This window comes from Vibrio sp. 811, from assembly GCF_033339195.1.
This window is the reverse complement of sequence record NZ_JAWOUB010000004.1, coordinates 1-19,726: the sequence shown is the minus strand read 5'-3', so window position 1 is coordinate 19,726 and position 19,726 is coordinate 1. Positions and strand designations below refer to the sequence as shown.

16 protein-coding genes, 1 rRNA gene and 1 other annotated feature are annotated in these 19,726 nt (G+C 44.4%); of the genes, 9 read left to right on the top strand and 8 right to left on the bottom strand.

Going from position 1 to position 19,726, the window contains the following annotated elements; genetic code table 11:
* The first annotated feature begins 46 nt into the window (after positions 1 to 46).
* The 3 genes from nagZ (at position 47) to tyrA (ending at position 3,463) form a co-directional block, all read left to right on the top strand.
* Positions 47 to 1,030, top strand: a complete 984-nt coding sequence (gene nagZ, locus R7Q46_RS08620) for a beta-N-acetylhexosaminidase (protein WP_005381905.1) — start codon at positions 47 to 49, stop codon at positions 1,028 to 1,030.
* A gap of 207 nt (positions 1,031 to 1,237) precedes the next feature.
* The gene (locus R7Q46_RS08615) at positions 1,238 to 2,314 is read left to right on the top strand and encodes a 3-deoxy-7-phosphoheptulonate synthase (protein WP_005381904.1); all 1,077 of its coding nucleotides are present in this window, start codon (positions 1,238 to 1,240) and stop codon (positions 2,312 to 2,314) included.
* 21 nt (positions 2,315 to 2,335) lie between these two features.
* Positions 2,336 to 3,463, top strand: a complete 1,128-nt coding sequence (gene tyrA / locus R7Q46_RS08610) for a bifunctional chorismate mutase/prephenate dehydrogenase (protein ID WP_213871862.1) — start codon at positions 2,336 to 2,338, stop codon at positions 3,461 to 3,463.
* Between the two features lie 77 nt (positions 3,464 to 3,540).
* Here tyrA and R7Q46_RS08605 read toward each other — a convergent pair whose 3' ends face one another.
* The 3 genes from R7Q46_RS08605 to ettA all read right to left on the bottom strand — a co-directional run bounded on the left by R7Q46_RS08605 (position 3,541) and on the right by ettA (position 6,839).
* Complete coding sequence (locus R7Q46_RS08605; protein ID WP_005381900.1) at positions 3,541 to 4,542, bottom strand: M23 family metallopeptidase; 1,002 nt, start codon at positions 4,540 to 4,542, stop codon at positions 3,541 to 3,543.
* A gap of 39 nt (positions 4,543 to 4,581) precedes the next feature.
* Positions 4,582 to 4,941, bottom strand: a complete 360-nt coding sequence (locus R7Q46_RS08600) for a PilZ domain-containing protein (RefSeq protein WP_031781006.1) — start codon at positions 4,939 to 4,941, stop codon at positions 4,582 to 4,584.
* 230 nt (positions 4,942 to 5,171) lie between these two features.
* Positions 5,172 to 6,839, bottom strand: coding sequence for an energy-dependent translational throttle protein EttA (ettA, locus tag R7Q46_RS08595; RefSeq protein ID WP_005381894.1), 1,668 nt, complete (start codon positions 6,837 to 6,839; stop codon positions 5,172 to 5,174).
* A 364-nt stretch (positions 6,840 to 7,203) separates the two neighbouring features.
* Here ettA and sltY point away from each other — a divergent pair, with 364 nt between their 5' ends.
* Together sltY and trpR are read left to right on the top strand one after the other, a co-directional pair.
* Positions 7,204 to 9,150: a murein transglycosylase gene (gene sltY / locus R7Q46_RS08590; protein WP_411978763.1), complete on the top strand. Its 1,947-nt coding sequence runs from the start codon at positions 7,204 to 7,206 to the stop codon at positions 9,148 to 9,150.
* Positions 9,151 to 9,163: 13 nt separating this feature from the next.
* Entirely contained in the window at positions 9,164 to 9,472 is a 309-nt protein-coding gene (gene trpR / locus R7Q46_RS08585; RefSeq protein WP_005381892.1) for a trp operon repressor, read from the top strand.
* A 111-nt stretch (positions 9,473 to 9,583) separates the two neighbouring features.
* On the opposite strand, the gene yjjX is transcribed toward trpR, so the two are convergent.
* From yjjX to bamD, 5 genes are all read right to left on the bottom strand, one after another.
* The gene (gene yjjX / locus R7Q46_RS08580) at positions 9,584 to 10,117 is read right to left on the bottom strand and encodes an inosine/xanthosine triphosphatase (RefSeq protein WP_318077442.1); all 534 of its coding nucleotides are present in this window, start codon (positions 10,115 to 10,117) and stop codon (positions 9,584 to 9,586) included.
* Positions 10,118 to 10,141: 24 nt separating this feature from the next.
* Positions 10,142 to 11,320, bottom strand: a complete 1,179-nt coding sequence (pheA, locus tag R7Q46_RS08575; RefSeq protein ID WP_017636154.1) for a prephenate dehydratase — start codon at positions 11,318 to 11,320, stop codon at positions 10,142 to 10,144.
* A 12-nt stretch (positions 11,321 to 11,332) separates the two neighbouring features.
* Positions 11,333 to 11,454, bottom strand: a sequence feature (Phe leader region).
* A 108-nt stretch (positions 11,455 to 11,562) separates the two neighbouring features.
* A complete protein-coding gene (gene hpf, locus R7Q46_RS08570; protein WP_005381889.1) occupies positions 11,563 to 11,889 on the bottom strand; it encodes a ribosome hibernation-promoting factor, HPF/YfiA family in 327 nt (108 codons plus the stop codon).
* A gap of 325 nt (positions 11,890 to 12,214) precedes the next feature.
* Positions 12,215 to 13,696 (bottom strand): lytic transglycosylase F, encoded by a 1,482-nt coding sequence (locus R7Q46_RS08565; RefSeq protein ID WP_318077441.1) that lies wholly within the window; start codon positions 13,694 to 13,696, stop codon positions 12,215 to 12,217.
* A gap of 148 nt (positions 13,697 to 13,844) precedes the next feature.
* Complete coding sequence (gene bamD / locus R7Q46_RS08560) at positions 13,845 to 14,573, bottom strand: outer membrane protein assembly factor BamD (protein ID WP_005381876.1); 729 nt, start codon at positions 14,571 to 14,573, stop codon at positions 13,845 to 13,847.
* Positions 14,574 to 14,709: 136 nt separating this feature from the next.
* On the opposite strand from bamD, the gene rluD reads away from it, so the two are divergent.
* From rluD to R7Q46_RS08540, 4 genes are all read left to right on the top strand, one after another.
* The gene (rluD, locus tag R7Q46_RS08555) at positions 14,710 to 15,687 is read left to right on the top strand and encodes a 23S rRNA pseudouridine(1911/1915/1917) synthase RluD (RefSeq protein WP_005381875.1); all 978 of its coding nucleotides are present in this window, start codon (positions 14,710 to 14,712) and stop codon (positions 15,685 to 15,687) included.
* Position 15,688: 1 nt separating this feature from the next.
* Entirely contained in the window at positions 15,689 to 16,417 is a 729-nt protein-coding gene (gene pgeF / locus R7Q46_RS08550) for a peptidoglycan editing factor PgeF (protein ID WP_213871864.1), read from the top strand.
* Between the two features lie 144 nt (positions 16,418 to 16,561).
* The gene (gene clpB, locus R7Q46_RS08545; RefSeq protein WP_005381873.1) at positions 16,562 to 19,135 is read left to right on the top strand and encodes an ATP-dependent chaperone ClpB; all 2,574 of its coding nucleotides are present in this window, start codon (positions 16,562 to 16,564) and stop codon (positions 19,133 to 19,135) included.
* 522 nt (positions 19,136 to 19,657) lie between these two features.
* Positions 19,658 to 19,726, top strand: a 16S ribosomal RNA gene (locus R7Q46_RS08540); the annotation flags it as partial.

Here is a 19,726-nt window from a genome sequence, read left to right as displayed (position 1 = left end):
TAACCTCATCGAATACGAGATATTCAGCCGATTTTGAGGAGAAAACATGGGACCGTTATGGGTTGACGTTGCGGGGTATGAACTGACCGCTGAAGACAAAGAAATCTTGGAGCATCCTACGGTTGGTGGCTTAATTCTATTTGCTCGCAACTATCATGATAGCGAACAGCTTCAAGCACTTACTCAATCCATCCGAAAGGCGGCTAAGCGCCCGTTTTTGATCGGTGTGGATCAAGAAGGCGGCCGAGTACAGCGCTTTCGTGAAGGTTTCTCATTAATTCCTGCTGCTGATGAGTACGCTAAACATCAAAATGGTGAAGAGCTTGCTCGTATGGGCGGTTGGTTAATGGCAGCAGAGCTGATTGCCCATGATATTGATTTAAGCTTTGCCCCGGTACTTGACCAAGGCCATCAATGTAAAGCGATCGGTAACCGTGCATTCGGTGAAGATGCCGATACCATTCTTCGCTATAGCACTGCATATATGCAGGGAATGAAGAGTGTTGGCATGGCAACGACAGGCAAGCACTTCCCTGGACATGGTGGCGTGATTGCAGACTCACATCTAGAAACACCATACGACGAGCGCAGTGATATTTTTGAACAAGATATGGCGATCTTCAAAGCGCAAATTGATGCCGGTATTTTAGATGCCATGATGCCTGCTCACGTGATTTTCCCACATTATGATGCTCAACCAGCCAGCGGTTCTGAATACTGGTTAAAACAGGTCCTGCGTCAGCAATTGGGTTTTAAAGGTTTGGTTTTTTCGGATGACTTGACCATGGAAGGCGCTGCGATCATGGGCAGCCCTGCCGAGCGAGGTGCTCAAGCATTGAGAGCTGGCTGCGATATGTTGTTAATGTGTAATAAACGAGAAGCGCACGTTGAGGTATTAGACAACTTACCGGTTTCAACCGTGCCACTCGCGGATGGATTACTGAAAAAACAGTCATTTTCTCCAAGCGAACTTAAGCTATCTCAAGAGTGGAAAGCGGCGAGTGAAGCGATGAAACGCTTGACTAGCTAAACCTCTTGTAAAAGATTCAAAACAGCGATTAGAAGCCAAAGTTAATTATGCTTTGGCTTTTTATTTAACTGTAAACTTTAATTTACAATAAATGTTTTTTATTCTGTACGCTTGTTTTTCTTTTTTAGCCTGTTATCTTGTCGTTAAAGCTTAGTTGTCTCACCAAGGGTTTGGTTGGGTGTAAAAATAAATATACAGGTTAGAGTTATGCAGAAAAGTGAGTTGAGCAATATTAATATTATCGAAGAACAGGTTCTTATTACTCCGGAGGAACTAAAAACCAAGCTTCCTTTGAGTGAAAAAGCACGTCGCTTTATTCAAGAGTCTCGTCAAACTATCGCTAATATTATTCACAAGAAGGATCACCGCCTGCTTGTTGTATGCGGTCCATGTTCTATCCACGACGTAGAAGCGGCGAAGGATTACGCAAAGCGCCTTAAAGCACTCTCTGAACAACTAAGTGACCAACTGTATATTGTTATGCGTGTTTACTTTGAGAAGCCGCGCACCACGGTCGGCTGGAAAGGCCTGATCAATGATCCACACCTAGACGGCAGTTTCGATATTGAACACGGTCTGCATGTTGGACGCGAACTTCTGGTGGAGTTGGCAGAGATGGAAATCCCGCTCGCGACTGAGGCTCTAGACCCAATTAGCCCACAATACTTGGCGGATACTTTTAGCTGGGCTGCAATCGGCGCACGTACGACGGAGTCACAAACTCACCGTGAAATGGCAAGCGGCCTGTCTATGCCAATCGGTTTTAAGAATGGCACCGATGGCAGTTTGGCAACCGCAATTAACGCGATGCAAGCTGCGTCCTCTAGCCACCGTTTTATGGGAATTAACCGTGAGGGACAAGTCGCACTGTTAACCACCCAGGGCAATGCTAATGGACATGTGATCTTACGTGGCGGTAAGCAAACTAACTACGATTCGGTATCAGTCACTGAGTGTGAGCAAGAGATGGCGAAATCTGGTCTTGATGCTTCATTAATGGTGGATTGCAGTCACGCCAACTCACGTAAAGATTACCGTCGCCAGCCATTAGTCGCGGAGGATGTGATTCATCAAATCCGTGAAGGCAATAAATCTATTATCGGTCTTATGATTGAAAGCCATATCAATGAAGGAAATCAATCTTCTGACTTAGCTCTTGAAGAGATGAAATACGGTGTATCTATCACTGACGCATGTATCAATTGGGATTCAACTGAGGCACTATTACGTCATGCACATGAAGAGCTAGTGCCTTTCTTAGAAAATCGTCTAAAGGCTAATTAATACAGGATTTAAGGAACATCAATGGCAGTTGAACTTAACGCATTACGCGATCAGATTGATGCAGTCGACAAGCAAATGTTGGAGCTATTGGCTCAGCGTTTAGCGCTCGTAGAGAAAGTTGGGGAAGTAAAAAGCGAACATGGTTTGCCAATTTATGCTCCAGACCGCGAAGCGGCGATGTTAGCTTCTCGTCGCGCTGAAGCTGAAAAAATGGGAATTCCTCCACAGCTTATTGAAGATATTCTGCGTCGAACAATGCGTGAGTCTTATGCCAGCGAGAAAGATTCCGGTTTTAAGTGTTTGAACCCTGATTTACGCTCAGTTGTTATTATTGGTGGTAATGGTCAATTGGGTGGCCTGTTTGGGCGTATGTTCAAATTGTCGGGCTACCAGGTCAAAGTTCTCGGCAGTAAAGACTGGGATCGTGCGGATGAGATTCTAGACAACGCGGGTTTAGTCGTGGTCACGGTGCCGATCCATCTAACGGAAGGGGTGATCGAAAAACTGGGGAACTTGCCGCAAGACTGTATTCTGTGTGACCTGACTTCTATCAAATCGAAGCCTCTGCAAGCAATGTTGAATGTGCATCAAGGTCCTGTGGTTGGTTTGCACCCAATGTTTGGCCCAGATGTTCCGAGCCTTGCCAAGCAGGTTATTGTGTACTGTGATGGCCGTGGTCACGAGCATTACCAATGGCTATTGCAACAGTTTGGGATTTGGGGCGCAAGCTTGTGCCAAATCGATGCACAAGATCACGATCATGGCATGACGTTGATTCAGGCGTTGCGCCACTTCACGTCGTTTGCTTACGGTATGCACCTTAGCAAAGAGAATCCGAACATCGATCAGTTGTTGAAGTTAAGCTCGCCAATCTACCGCCTTGAATTGGCGATGGTGGGACGACTGTTTGGTCAGGATCCGAACTTGTACGGTGATATCATTTTCTCTTCTCAAGAGAATATCGATATGATCAAGCGATTCCATCAGCGTTTAGGTGATGCAGTAGCGATTCTGGATAGCAGAGACAAAGCGCGATTCATCGAAAGCTTTAAGCAGGTGAGTGATTGGTTTGGTACTTATTCTCAACAATTTATGAATGAGAGCCAAAACTTACTCAAACAGGCGAATGATAATATTCATCGCGGCTAATCACGGGTCATTTAGCCGTGCAGAGTCCGAAACAAAAAGAGCAGCGTAAGCTGCTCTTTTTCGTGTTGATGGACAAATCAGTTCGTCGCAGTATTACTCGTATCTTCACTTGATACTGTGTTGATACTGGTATCGCGATAGGGTGAATTGGTTAAATTGACTTGTAGGCGTACAACGTTATCAATCAATTGAACCAAAGGTCCCCATTTCACTTTTTTCTCTTTTTCAAAGACGTCATTGAAGTTTTCTGGCGTCCACTCCATTAAGTATTGAGGGTTGAGTGCTCGTCCGAGGAAGCGTACTTCATAGTGCAAGTGTGGCCCTGTGGAGTTGCCAGAGTTACCGCATTGAGCAATGATGTCGCCTTTACTAACAAACTGACCGCTTTTCACTTTGAAGCGTTGTAGATGAGCAAAGGAGCTCATAAAGCCAAATGAGTGACGAATGGTGACATAGTTACCATAACCACGATTGCTCGGGCGAACGGTTTCCACCACACCGTCAGCCGGTGCCAGGATCTCTTCTCCTCTTTTACAAGTCAGATCGATACCAGTATGAACATGCCTCTTACCTGAAATCGGATTAATACGACTGCCGTAAGAAGAAGAAATACGTTGGTATGTGACTGGACTGTCATTTGGTATCAAACGGAACATCGTCGCTCGAACAGCAGAATCGATAGCGGCTGCGTCAATTCGCTCCTCTAACCCCATGCTGTTCTCATCGATCATCAACTCTTCGTCTGCGAGACCTAAAACCGATTCAACGTCGAATACCCGTTTGCCCAATAGCTGAATTTGATTGTTTTTGTCCGTCAAAGACTGGGAAAGCGAATGATTGGTATCAAGCTGTTCTTCGTAAAGAGCCGTCACTTCGGCCTTTTCACTTTCCAGTTTGGCGATGATTTGTGTTAGTTCGTCTTTATTGTGCATCTGCTGCTGATTAAGGTACCACGCGCCACCAACGACGGCGGGTAATGCCAATACTGAAGCAAATACTGCTAGGACCGAACTGCGGCCCAAATAGAACTGCTGATCGCCGTCTTTCGTCGGGATCTGCATGATGATTTTTTTAGACATAGTTATTGTTACTTAAATAGGCGTTCATTTATTTTTCTCCTAAAAACCAGAGAGGTGCTCTAACTCTCGATTCAGAAGGTCGTTATTGCCTACATTCAATTCTATAAATCGTTTTAGTTGGCTAATGCTTTCGATGTCTACCTTAGCGATCTTCAACCTAATCTCACACTTAGAGACATTCACAATTTGCGCTTTTAACGTAATCACTTGTTCGGATTGATCAAATGAAAAAGTCACATGGACTGGAAGGGTTGGATCCAAAGCCTCAGTCTCTTCCACTTTCATGAGTAAACCATGCAAGGAAAGATCTTGAATCCTAGCTTCAATTGCCAAGTCACGTTGTTCTATCTTAGCTGGAGCTTGATGGAGAATACGTGAAAAGCGTCGTCTCTCTGTCATATGAATATTCTCGTCAGGTCGTCAAACAGAATTGAATAGTATATCAATACGAACAAAAAGTGTTCGATTGTTGTTTGAAAAGTGTCGAGGTCGCTACAGAGTGACGTAAGTGCAATGTCATGTTCTTAACGAACGAGACGGGCTAATGAGCTCTTTTTATAACAAAGAAAACAAAGGCCGCTATGATAGCGGCCTTTGTACAAATTACAATCAAACTTTGTGGGTTGCGATTACTTCGCAATACGCTTGTATTTGATACGGTGTGGTTCTGCGGCTTCAGGACCCAATGTTTTCTTCAACCAATCCATGTACTCTGTGTAGTTACCTTCGTAGAAGTTAACTTGGCCTTCGTCACGGTAGTCAATGATGTGGGTCGCGATACGGTCAAGGAACCAACGGTCGTGCGAGATAACCATTGCACAACCAGGGAACTCTAGTAATGCTTCTTCTAGAGCACGCAGTGTTTCAACGTCAAGGTCGTTGGTTGGTTCGTCGAGTAGCAACACGTTGCCGCCCGCTTTAAGCAGCTTCGCAAGGTGGACACGGTTACGCTCACCACCCGATAGTTCACCAATAATCTTTTGTTGGTCACTGCCTTTAAAGTTAAAGCGTGAACAGTATGCGCGAGCTGGGATTTCGAAGTTGTTGATCTTAATGATATCAGCACCTTCAGAGATCTCTTGGAATACGGTTTTAGAATCGTCCATGCTGTCACGGAACTGATCGACCGATGCCAGTTTTACTGTATCGCCCATCTCAATTGTGCCCGAGTCTGGTTGTTCAGTACCACTTAACATCTTGAATAGCGTCGATTTACCTGCGCCGTTAGCACCGATGATACCAACAATCGCACCTTTAGGGATGCTGAATGACAGGTCATCAATCAGAACACGACCGTCAAATGACTTGGTCAGGTTCTTCACTTCAATAACCTTATCACCTAGACGCTCACCTGGTGGGATAAACAGTTCATTGGTTTCATTACGTTTTTGGTGATCAGAGCTTTGCAGTTCTTCAAAGCGAGCCATACGTGCTTTTGACTTCGCTTGACGACCTTTAGGGTTTTTACGTACCCACTCAAGCTCTTTCTCGATAGTCTTTTGGCGAGCACTCTCTTGGGAGGCTTCTTGTTGTAGACGAGCGTCTTTTTGCTCCAGCCATGAGGTGTAGTTGCCTTCCCATGGGATACCTTCACCACGGTCCAGTTCTAAGATCCAGCCCGCAGCGTTATCTAGGAAGTAACGGTCGTGGGTGATGGCTACTACGGTACCTGTGTAATCCACTAAGAAGCGCTCTAGCCAAGCCACTGATTCTGCATCTAGGTGGTTGGTAGGTTCATCAAGCAGTAGCATGTCTGGCTTAGAAAGTAGCAAGCGACAAATAGCCACACGGCGGCGTTCACCACCTGATAGGTGCGCAATTTTTTGGTCCCATTCAGGTAAACGTAGTGCGTTTGCTGCACGCTCAAGCGCATTTTCTAGGTTGTGGCCATCTTTCGCTTGGATAAGGGCTTCTAGCTCGCCTTGCTCTTTTGCAAGTGCGTCGAAGTCTGCATCTGGTTCAGCGTATGCTGCGTAGACTGCGTCCAAACGTTTCAGAGCGTCAGCAACGTCAGCAACCGCTTCTTCAACAACTTCACGAACGGTTTTTGATTCGTCTAATACTGGTTCCTGAGGTAGGTAACCTACGTTTAGACCAGGTTGTGGACGCGCTTCACCGTCGATATCCGTGTCGATACCTGCCATGATACGTAGCAGTGTGGATTTACCTGCACCGTTCAGACCTAAAACACCGATTTTCGCACCAGGGAAGAAGCTCAGAGAGATGTCTTTAAGAATTTGACGCTTAGGTGGCACAATTTTGCTCACCCGCGACATGGTATATACGTATTCAGCCATTGCCGATCGTTCCTAAATTAACTGTCATTCAAACCCATCATTTTATACCAAGTGCTTTGTTTTTGTTACCGCATTGCAAGAATTTCCCTAACGAATGGATTTCTTATTTTGAGCTGACCGGAAACTTACACGGTTAGGGTATACACTTTTGTTATTCGTTAAGAATGACGAAGTGTTTTCTATGCGAGTTAGAAACGCTTTGTCTCCATCGTCTTAAAAGTTTGACGAGTACAATTTTTAATACACTAAGTTGCTTTACATGGACATCTGCATTCTGTGTAAATAGATGCATGTGTGAAAATTGCCTTAACATCACATGAACTCTAACAAAACTAGGCTTTAGGGCAGTATATGTCTGGGGAAAATGACACAAATGAGATTCAACGTATCTGAATTGGCTAAAAACGTATGCTGCGCCGCCGCGTTGTGTGCTATGAGTTTGAGTGCTAATGCCGCGCTGAGTTTGGAAAAGCAGCGCGAAGTATATGAGCAAGCTCAAGATTTATTAGATAAAAATGACATCGACGGATACCTTTCGATTCGTCCTAAAATTTCTGACTATCCACTAACGCCTTATGTGGATTACCGCACTTTTATTAGACAGTTACCGGAAAAGTCACCACAACAGGTGAACGAGTTTATTTCTGAGCACGAGTCTTTTCCATTTTCTCGTCGAGTTCGCGCTCCATACCTCAATCATCTTTATAAGCAAAAAGATTGGAAAACCATTACTGAGTTTCAAAAAGTCATTCCTAGTGGTGAGCGTTACCAATGTATTTTCTACGTCGCTCAATTAAAGCAAGGCAAGAAAGTCGCGGCGTTTAAAGGGGCTGAACATATGTGGTTACGTGGCATCAGCATTGCTGATGAGTGTGACCCATTATTTGAAGCATGGGACAAGGCGGGTGAGCGTACCGATGAACTGATTCTACAGCGTATGTTACTGGCGTTTGATGCTCGTAATGGCGGTTTGATGAGTTACTTGCTCAAACTGCCTAAATCAGCGCAGGCAAAGCAACAAGCCAAAGAAATGAAAGCGTTGTTTGATAATCCTTCAAGTGTTGCGGAATTCGCGAAGAAAAAACCTGCGAATGATTTTAATCGAGCGCAAAGTGAATATGCGTTAGAAAAGTTGGCTCGCATGAACACTAGCCAAGCACAAGGTGCGTACGATGCCGTCATTAAAGGACAGAAGTTTTCTCCAGAAAAAGCGCAAGAACTTGCCGACTATATTGCATTTCGATTGACTCGTACGGAGTCTGAGTCATTAGCTAAATGGCGCGATGATAAAACGAAAACCAGTCAGTACTTACCGTTGATTGAAACGCGCATCCGCTTAGCGATTCAAAATGCAGATTGGAAAGGCGTACAAGAGTGGATTGCTGTTCTAAATAAAGAAGAACAAGCCACGCTACGCTGGCAATATTGGCTTGGAAGAAGTGAAATAGCGTTAGGTGATGACATCGCGGGGAAACAGCGTTTAGCAACTCTGCTTGGGCAACGAAACTTCTACAGTGTGGCTGCCGCCAATGCAATCGGGCAATCAATCAAATACCCAACGCATACGGTTAAGTTGGACAAGAAAGTTGTTCAACCCTATCAAGACTCGCTAGCTCGTATCGAAGAGTTGATCGCGACGGATAAAATCGCAGCAGCGAAGAGTGAATGGGCACACTTACTGCGCCGCGTAGGGAAAGATGAAAAGGTGATGTTGGCGGCTTATGCATCATTTAAACGTTGGCATAACCTAACGGTGACCGCGAGTATCCAAGCGCAGATGTGGGATAATATCGAACTTAGGTTCCCAATAGCACACCGCTGGTGGTTTAATTTTTATGCGAAAAAGCACAAAATTGATCCCGTCACGATGATGTCTCTCGCTCGACAGGAAAGTGCGTTAGATGTTGAAGCCCGCTCTCCAGTTGGCGCTCGTGGTCTTATGCAGATCATGCCTGCAACGGCGAAGTACACGGCACGTAAATATAAGTTGAGTTATCAAGGTACGCAGGATCTCTACAATGTAGGAAAAAATATCGAGATTGGTAGCCATTATTTGCAAGGTTTATTAGAGGATTACGATAATAATCGTATTTTTGCTCTTGCTGCTTATAATGCAGGTCCTAACAGAGTAAAAACGTGGCGAGAGCGTACCCAAGGAAAAGTGGATGCTTATGCCTTTATTGAGGCAATTCCATTTAAAGAGACGCGCGGTTATGTACAAAACATCTTGATGTTTGAAACATACTATCGTGATCTTTTGGGTATCGATGGCGCGTTCTTGAATCAACATGAGATCAATACCAAGTATTGAGTGAGGTAACTTGATGTCGCACGAACCCGAGTATAAAGACTGGCAACAGATTATTGAGCTAATTCGAACAAGTATGGGCACCCAGCAAGATGACATGCTGTTAACTATGCTGATGTCACGTGATGAGAGAGAGTCATTAATATCACGCGTTAATATAATTAACGAACTTCTTAAAGGAGAATTATCTCAACGTCAGATCAGTCAGATGCTTGGTGTGGGCATTGCCACCATTACTCGTGGCTCTAACGAACTAAAGTCGAAATCTGATGAAGAAAAAGACAAGTTGAAAGTCTTGTTAGAACAAGTTGCGGTATCTAAGTAGACAGTATATCCAATTTGCTTTTAGGTCTTGGTGTTACAAGTGACTAAGATAACGTATTACAAAGGGCGGAAATATCCGCCCTTTTTGCGTATCTAGAGACTAGGCTGAGTGTTATAAATTTGAAGGAAAATGCTCAGGGTTTGTGAATGGAATTAAAGCCAGAATCAAGGCTTGGTGATAGACCGAGCTTCGAGTTAGCTGGTTTTGGGTTAGCAGGCTAATAGCGCCACCTTTCTGTTTGATATTATCAGTACCAAACACTTCGTCCATTACATCTCCCAACTCATTCGCATCCTTGAGTTTTTCCAAGACTTTTGGCGGCAACATTAAGCTTGCAGAACGAGATTCACCGCGGTGAGTCTCTGACTCAACCACCATCCAAGCAAACGTCACGTTTGCTTCAATTCCCGCTTCGAGACCGACATAGTAATCCGCGTTTGGCATCTCTACTTTTGCGTTTTTGACGCGGTTTAGCGCACCACGATGAGTTTCTTCATTCGTCATGGGCTGATCTGCGACCTCACTCGGTACACTGATGCCAACGAAGTTGAACTCTTGATGCGGAAATGCATTACGAAATGCACTTTGAACTGCATTAATTTTGGCTGGGTTTAGCGATGCGATTACGACTTTTTGGGGTGCCATGATCTTTTTACTCACTGGTGTCTATTAACTCAATTTTACTTGCGTAGGCTTTACGTTCTCACTCGGGTAACAGCCTAATACTTTCAAGTGCTTAGTGATTTTTGTTAGCTCTTCAAGTGCCTGTTGCATTTCTGTCGAAGCAAGATGTGATGTCAAGTCTACGTAGAACATCTCTTCCCACGGGTTCCCCATAATTGGGCGTGATTCCAGCTTGGTCATATTGATGCCGTAACGTTGCAGCACTAATAGTGTTTCAACCAATGAGCCTGCCTCTTGGGAGGTCGACATGATCAATGTGGTTTTTGCTGGAATCTGAGTAGAAACTTCAACCGGTTTACGAGCAACCACGATAAAGCGAGTATGATTTTCGGTTTGGTTTGCGATGTTGCCTTGAATTGCTTGCAAGCCATATAGCTTACCGCTTGATGCATTACCAATTGCAGCCACATCATCACGATCCATCTCTTGGACTTTCTGCATTGCATCTGCTGTGCTCGCGCAGGACTCCAGCTTTACCCCTTTCATACGGCTTAAAAACTCACTGCACTGTTGGTGTGGCTGAGGGTGAGAATACAGCGTTTTAATATCTTCCAGACGAATGTCTTTTTTCGCAACCAAGCAGTGTTCGATTGGTTGAGTCAGCTCTCCAACGATGTAAAGCGTCGTGTGTTGTAGTAAGTCATACACTTCATTAATAGAGCCTGAGCTGGTGTTTTCGATTGGCAGAACGCCATAATCAGCATGGCCAGATTCAACCGTTTGAGTCACTTCTTTAAAGTGCTCGCAGTTGAGCTCGATAAGCTCTGTATTTTTACGACTGAAGTATTCGCGACTTGCCAAGTGCGAATAAGAGCCTTTGGCTCCTAAAAAAGCGACGCGAGCAAGTGGCTTACGGCTTTGCTGTGGGTTAACGAGATTTTGCAGATAACTTTGTTGAAGCAGAACTGAGTCTTCAATGATGGTATGGAAAAGTTTAGTGATGTACTGCGCGTCAAGTTCGTATTTATCTTGGCCATTAGAAATCAGCTTGACCAATAATTGCTGTTCACGGACGGCGTCGCGAACAGGCTTTGAGGTTTGTACTTTGCTTTTGGCTACTTCAATGCTGAGTTTACGGCGCTCAGACAATAAGCTGAGAAGTTGGTCATCCAACTCATTCAAGCGTAAACGAATTTCTTCGAGGGAAATAGGTTGGTCAGTCATCAATTCTTTCCTTATAAAAAAGCCTCCCGATTTGGGAGGCTTTCTGTTTGTTTTTGACTTTTCTTTCACAAACGAGTTCGCCCCTCCAACTATGGGAGGAAAAAGAAGTCAAAAATAAACAGTGAGGTTAAATGCATAAATAGTGCTTAATTTATGAGTGTTTAAACACAATAAGCAAGGCAGGGGAGAGCGTCAAGCAAAAAAATAGCGCCTTTCGGCGCTATTTCCTCAATCTGTTCAGTTTACTCTTCTTCTTCCACTAGCTCAGGCTTACTTGCACGTCGAGCTTCAGGTTTGTGGGTCAGCTTGTTCAATTGTCGTTCTAGTTTTTGCTCCACTTCGTTGATAGCTGCGTAAAGATCTTCGTGAGTTGCTGAGGCAATGAGCTGGCCTTTAGGAACTTTGATAACCGCTTCGAATTTCTTCTGTTTGTTTGGTTCCTCACTGAAAGTTGCTTGGCAACCAATTAGGTCTACTTGCCATTTCTCCAGTTTTTTAAATTTGCTCTCAATATGAGCTCGGATTGCAGAGGTGATTTCGATGTTTTTGCCAGTGATATTCATTGTCATAAGTGTTTTTCCTCTGTTGCATCCCTCATGGGTTGAGTTCAGATTACCGCTTTAAGCATAAAAAAATGTGATTCAGGTCATTATTTTGCTCGGGTTTTTTATGATGAAAAATGAATGTGATCTCACTCAAGAACTTCTGAGATTTATCGTGAAATTGCTTGTTATCGGTTAGTAAATCCGTAGATTGGATAGAGTACTCAGCTGAAAACGGCCTCGTTTTTAGGGAAGTTTTACGGCCTAATATTTGAGGTGGTTAAAATTTAACTACACGTAAGGTGTGATGACGATCACTGAGTCTTTCCAATGAATCCATTTAAAAAGCCGCTTACTGTACAAGCGGCTTTTTACTGTCTGGCATTTGGCTGACTTTTCGTAGCGGTATCATGAAAATGGGGTCTTTTGGGGCTAGTGAAACCCTTTCTAGACTTTTGACTTGGTCCAAGCTTTCTAGTTGTTTGTATATTATGTAGTAGCGATTAATGCTTGTGACGTACCCAACCGTTGAGCTTAAACTTTTCCGCATAACGACTTCAACGTTATTAAACCAAACATTAGGATCGTAACCTTGTTGGGCTGCACGCTTACGAATACGCTCTACATTGCCGGGGCCCGCATTGTAAGCCGCCAATGTAAAGTAGAGTTTATTTTGTGCAGTAATATCAGGGTCACTGAAGTACTGCTTACGCAAAAAAGCTAAGTATTTCACTCCAGCATGAATGTTGTTTTCTAATTGTCGAACATTTTTGATATTGATATTCGGATCTTGAGCTGTGCTAGGTAGGACTTGCATTATGCCAACGGCACCTCGACTTCCAACTAGGTCGTTATTAAATCCTGATTCCTTGTAAGCGATTGCAGCGATCAGTAAATAGTCGATATCGTATTTCTCACCATAGCGTGAAAATAGCGCCGCGAGTTTTTCTAGTTGAGCAATTTTCTTAGGGTTAAGAGCTCTGTTCAACCATCCCGTATTATCGATGTATTTACCGTAAATAACGTTACCGAGTAGTGTCCCAGAGCGAGACTTCTGGATGAACTTATTCACGACGGCTTTTAATTTGGGACTATTTTCTCGCATTGCCCAAGCAATTTTGCCATTTTTGCGGATAGGGATTTTTTTGTGCACCCGAATATCATCCATCACTTTCAGCCAAAGCTGGGCTTTATGGCTATCGAGAACAATGGCTTTGACGTAACCATTGTTGAGCATTCCGACCAGCTCATAATCTTGAAGTGTTTCTTCAATAAAGTGCACGATAACAGGCGGTAAGCCTTTTTTGTTTAGTTTCTTATTTAGTGTCTGAATGCTTTCAAAGTAGCTAGAGCTGGCGCGCACCCAAATCTCTTTGCCGCTCAGTTGTTCGATTTTCGTCATCGTTGGTGTGCTTTTGTTTGTCACTACCCACTCTTGAATGTCAGTGAGAATGGGTGAACTGAACTCTACTTTCTGTTTGCGCGTGTCGGTAATAGTCAGGTTGGCGACAACTAAGTCACCTGAACCGTTTTCTAAGGCTGGCAGTAGCTGGTCGCGGGCAACAGGAATAATTTGTACGTTAAGCTTTGGTTTGAGTTTACGAAGGTCTTTTTCGAAATGCGCAAGCAATTCCGCGCCTATGCCTTTTGGTGTGCCGCCCTCAATGTAGTAAAAGCCTAAATCGGCAGAAACTAAGACGCGCAGTACATTCTTATCTTTGATGACATCGAGGTCCCCAGTGTAAGGAGGCTGTTTGAGCGGCGAGATTTGCAGTGCGCAAACGGAAGCAGACAATAGGAGCAGCATAACTGCGCAAAGCTTAGATATCGTCACGTTCACATCCTTTTTATAAAGGGGGGAGGAGAACTTTAAGCATATGTGGAGCTAGGAAGATCATCAAGAAAGGGCTGAATACACTATTGAGAGTAATAAAAAACCGCCACGGTAAAAACGGTGGCGGTTCAGTTTAAAGCAAGTTCAATTACTTCACAGGGTTGAGCTCGATAAGCTTTTCAGTTCTTGCTACGGCGTCTTCCAAACCAAGTTGCTTGTAGGCCTCTAACTGGATAGTCAGTGACTTACGTGCAGCTTCTGTGTCTGGATACGCTTTTTGTAGCTCTTGGCTACGATTAATAGCAGCGACCCAAGCTTCACGGCGAAGGTAGAAGTCAGCAGTCGCTAAATCATAGTTCGCTAGACGGTTTTTCAGCGCGACCATACGTTTTTGTGAATCTTCTGCATATGGGCTATTCGGGTAGCGTTGAAGCAGTTTTTTGAAGTCATCAAACGCTTTTTTTACCGGTTCAGGATCGCGATCGCTTCGATCTACGCTGAATAAATCATGCATAAAGTTACGATCTTGCGCCATGTGGCTTAGACCTCGCATGTACAGCACCCAATCCATCTTTTCATGGGTTGGGTTTAAACGCATAAAGCGAGAAATGGTTGCCAAGCCCAAAGCAAGGTCGTCGTTTTTGTAGTACGCATAGATTAGGTCAAGCTGCACCTGTTCTGAGTAGGCACCGAATGGGTAACGTGAGTCTAATGCTTCCAGTTTCTCAATTGCAGAAAGCCAATTACCACTTTGAAGAGAAATCTGTGCGTCTGCATACAGTTCCGAAGGCGGCACATCAGGAACGATTTCTTCTTTGCTTGCACATCCAAACAGAAGGGATACCGCTAAAAGGCCTGTTAAAGTCTGACGTTTCATATCAGGAGTCTGTTCCTTGAATCTAAATATTTCTTAAGCTGCCGTTACTTTCTTTCCAGTAACAGATACAATGACGTAATAGTCTATTTTTTCACAGTCGTGAGCATTAGTCTCACAGTTTTTAAAAAAGTTCGATATGGCTCAGCAGATTGTATTAACAAATACCGTAAAAGATAGCCAGTTAGGTCAACGTTTAGACCAAGCTATCGCCGAATTATTCGCGGACTTCTCTCGCTCGCGCCTAAAAGAGTGGCTGCTTGATGGGAAAGTTCAAGTTGATGGTGAAGTTGTCACTAAACCTCGTACCAAAGTAATGGGTGGCGAGGAAATTACATTGCAAGCCGAGTTAGAAGATGAAGAACGCTGGGAAGCGCAAGATATCCCGCTAGATATTGTCTATGAAGATGAAGATATTATCGTTATCAACAAACCTCGTGACTTTGTGGTTCATCCGGGCGCTGGTACGCCTGATGGCACTGTACTTAATGCGTTGTTGCATCATTACCCTGATATTGCAGAAGTACCTCGTGCAGGTATCGTGCACCGTTTGGATAAAGACACAACGGGTTTGATGGTGGTGGCGAAAACCGTTCCTGCACAAACTCGTCTGGTTCGCGCACTGCAAAAACGTAATATTACTCGTGAGTACGAAGCGATCGCTATTGGTCGTATGACTGCGGGCGGTAAAGTGGATCAACCTATTGGTCGTCACTCTACTAAGCGCACGCTTATGGCGGTGGCACCAATGGGCAAACCAGCCGTAACGCACTACCGTGTTGCTGAACGCTTCCGCGAACACACGCGTATTCGCTTGCGTCTAGAAACGGGTCGTACGCACCAGATTCGTGTGCACATGTCTTATCTTCAGCATCCGCTGCTCGGTGATATTGCATATGGTGGACGTGCTCGCATCCCGACAGGTGCGTCTGAAGAGCTAACGGCAATGATCCGGGGCTTCGATCGCCAAGCATTGCACGCAGTAATGCTGCGCTTTGAGCACCCAATTACGGGCGAAGTTCTTGAGTTTCATGCTCCAGTGCCTGATGACATGGTTGTGATGACTGAAGCGCTTCGTCAAGATACAGAAGAGCACGGCTTACCGGAAGAATTCTAATATGAAGACGATCATTCCGAATTGGCCAGCGCCTAAAAATGTCAAAGCTTTCGCCTCAACACGCATAGGCGGATTTTCGACAGGCCCTTACCAAGGGCTAAATTTAGGTACTCACGTTGGGGATGATTTGTCTTTAGTAGAGAAGAACCGAGCTTGGTTGGCGCAACAGGCAAGCATGCCAAATGCGCCAATCTGGTTAAACCAAACGCATTCAACCGTTGTGGCTCAAGCAAATGAACCAACAACACAGGTGCTTGATGCGGATGGTGTATTTACTTCTTCAAGCCATGTTGTTTGTTCAGCGATGACCGCCGACTGTTTACCTGTATTATTGACTAGTACACAAGGTACGCAAGTAGCCGCTGTTCACGCAGGTTGGCGCGGCTTAGCAAATGGCATTGTCGAAAATGCGTTAGCGTTGTTTTCTGGTGAAGTGATAGCGTGGCTTGGCCCCGCCATTGGCCCTCAAGCCTTCGAAGTGGGTGAAGATGTTCTGCAAGCTTTTGTTGATTTTGATTCACAGGCGAATCAAGCATTTGCTCCACGCGATATCGACGGTAAATGGTTTGCTGACATGTCGGTGCTGGCAACGCAACGTTTAAACCGAGCTGGTGTGACACAAGTGTTTGATTCTGGACTTTGTACTTACCAAGATAAAGCCTCTTTTTACTCTTATCGCCGTGATGGTAAGACTGGTCGACAAGCAACCTTTATTTGGATCGAAGACTAGCTATAAGCACCAAAGTGCTAAGATGCATACTACTATTTTTGCAAAGCTATCTTTATTCATTCACTCCCTTGAAATTCCCCACCCGAGTATCCATCTTTCTAACTGTCAAAAGAATTTCCTTTAGTTGAGGTTAGGAAGGTAGATATGCGTCTTGATCGATTCACAAGTAAGTTTCAAATCGCTATCTCTGATGCTCAATCACTAGCGTTAGGGCGCGATCATCAATATATCGAGCCAGTTCACCTCATGGTGGCTTTGCTTGATCAAAATGGCAGTCCAATTCGTCCATTGCTTACTATGCTGGATGTGGACGTAACGCATTTACGCTCTAAATTGAGTGAAATGTTAGATCGATTACCAAAAGTCAGTGGCATCGGTGGGGATGTTCAGCTCTCTAGCTCGATGGGCACATTGTTTAACCTGTGTGACAAAGTGGCGCAAAAGCGTCAAGACTCCTATATCTCGTCTGAAGTCTTCCTGCTTGCCGCTTTAGAAGACCGCGGACCATTGGGGCAATTACTCAAAGAGATCGGTTTAACAGAGCAAAAAGTCAGCCAGGCAATCGAAAAGATCAGAGGTGGTCAAAAGGTCAATGACCCGAATGCAGAAGAGCTTCGCCAAGCATTGGAAAAGTTCACCATAGACCTTACCGAGCGTGCAGAGCAAGGTAAATTAGATCCTGTTATCGGTCGTGATGATGAAATCCGTCGTACTATCCAAGTATTGCAGCGTCGTACTAAAAACAACCCAGTGATTATCGGTGAACCAGGCGTAGGTAAGACAGCAATTGTTGAAGGCTTAGCGCAGCGCATAGTTAACAATGAAGTACCTGAAGGTCTGCGTGGTCGCCGTGTGCTATCACTGGATATGGGCGCACTGGTTGCTGGTGCTAAATACCGTGGTGAATTTGAAGAGCGTTTAAAATCAGTATTGAATGAACTTGCTAAAGAAGAAGGCAACGTCATCCTCTTCATTGATGAGCTACACACTATGGTCGGCGCTGGTAAAGGTGAAGGCTCAATGGATGCGGGCAACATGCTAAAACCGGCATTAGCTCGTGGTGAGCTGCACTGTGTTGGCGCAACAACATTGGATGAATATCGTCAGTACATCGAAAAAGATGCAGCATTAGAACGTCGTTTCCAAAAAGTGCTGGTGGATGAGCCGACCGTTGAGGATACCGTGGCGATTTTACGTGGCTTGAAGGAGCGTTATGAGCTTCATCATCACGTCGAAATTACTGACCCAGCGATTGTTGCTGCGGCGAGCTTGTCACATCGCTATGTCTCCGACCGTCAGTTGCCGGATAAAGCGATCGACTTAATCGACGAAGCGGCTTCAAGCATTCGTTTACAAATTGACTCTAAGCCAGAGTCCTTGGATAAGCTTGAGCGTAAAATTATCCAACTCAAAATTGAGCAACAAGCACTAAGTAACGAGCACGATGAAGCGAGTGAAAAGCGTTTGAAAGCGCTTAATGAAGAACTCAATGAAAAAGAGCGAGAGTATGCTGAGCTAGAAGAGGTTTGGAATACAGAAAAAGCAGCTCTTTCTGGCACTCAACATATTAAGTCTGAGCTTGAACAAGCTCGTATGGACATGGAGTTTGCTCGCCGTGCTGGCGATCTAAACCGTATGTCGGAGCTTCAATATGGTCGTATTCCTGAACTTGAGAAGCAGTTAGATCTTGCAACCCAAGCTGAAATGCAGGAAATGACGCTATTGCGTAATAAAGTAACCGACAACGAGATTGCAGAAGTACTTTCTAAGCAAACCGGCATTCCGGTATCCAAGATGCTAGAAGCGGAAAAAGAGAAACTACTTCGTATGGAAGACGTGCTGCATAATCGTGTGGTAGGGCAAAGCGAAGCGGTCTCTGTTGTATCGAATGCCATTCGTCGTAGTCGAGCTGGGCTTTCTGATCCAAACCGACCAATTGGCTCCTTCTTATTCTTAGGTCCAACTGGTGTGGGTAAAACAGAGCTTTGTAAGACACTTGCGAGCTTTATGTTCGACAGCGAAGATGCGATGGTCCGTATCGATATGTCTGAGTTCATGGAGAAACACTCAGTGGCAAGATTGGTGGGTGCGCCTCCAGGCTATGTCGGATATGAAGAGGGTGGTTACTTAACGGAAGCGGTTCGTCGCAAGCCGTATTCGGTAATTTTGTTAGACGAAGTAGAGAAAGCGCATCCGGATGTATTTAACATTCTGCTGCAAGTTCTCGATGATGGGCGTTTAACGGATGGTCAAGGTCGTACTGTTGACTTCCGTAATACGGTTGTGATCATGACATCTAACTTGGGTTCATCTCGTATCCAAGAGAATTTCGCAACATTAGACTATCAAGGTATCAAGAGTGAAGTGATGGATGTGGTTAGCAAACACTTCCGCCCAGAGTTCTTGAACCGTGTTGACGAAATCGTGGTGTTCCATCCACTTGGTCAAGAACACATTAAGTCCATTGCTTCTATTCAATTGGAACGTTTGGCGAAACGACTAGAGGAGAAAGGCTATCAACTAGAAGTTTCCGACAAAGCGCTCGATTTGATCGCTCAAGTTGGTTTCGATCCTGTGTATGGTGCGCGTCCTTTAAAACGTGCAATTCAGCAGAATGTCGAGAATCCGTTAGCCAAATCAATTCTGTCTGGTGAAATCGTTCCAGACAAGACAGTGCAGCTAATTGTTACTAATGACCAAATTTGTGCTCATCAATAATTGTATGGATACAGTAAAATTGAGATAAAAATCACACTAAAGGGGCCGTTTGGCCCCTTTTCTATAGTTTTTTAGAGTCTTTTGTCTGTTTTCTATACGAATAAACTAAAAAGGTGAGTTTTTTTAAAAAATGCACTTGTGTTCTTTAATGAACTCCCTATAATGCGCCTCCGTTGTCACGGGAAAGCAAGTGAAGCGGAACCTAAACAACTACGGTTAGTGAGTTAAAATTAACTCGCAGATAAATAACTTAAAAAAGTGTTTGACACGATAAGTTATCTAGCTAAAATAGCTGTCCACTTTGAAGAGAACTTCGAAGTGTGCTCTTTAAAAATATAGACCTATCAATCTGTGTGGGCACTCGTTGATGATAATCCAATTAGAAGCTTAGGCTTAAAATTAGGTTTCAATGATACGAAGTGACCATTGAATCGAAAGATTCAGCACAGTCAATTCAAACATTACTTCTGCTATTTATTAGCGAAAGGAATGTTCAGTATTCATTGAGCCGAACAAAATCTTAAATTGAAGAGTTTGATCATGGCTCAGATTGAACGCTGGCGGCAGGCCTAACACATGCAAGTCGAGCGG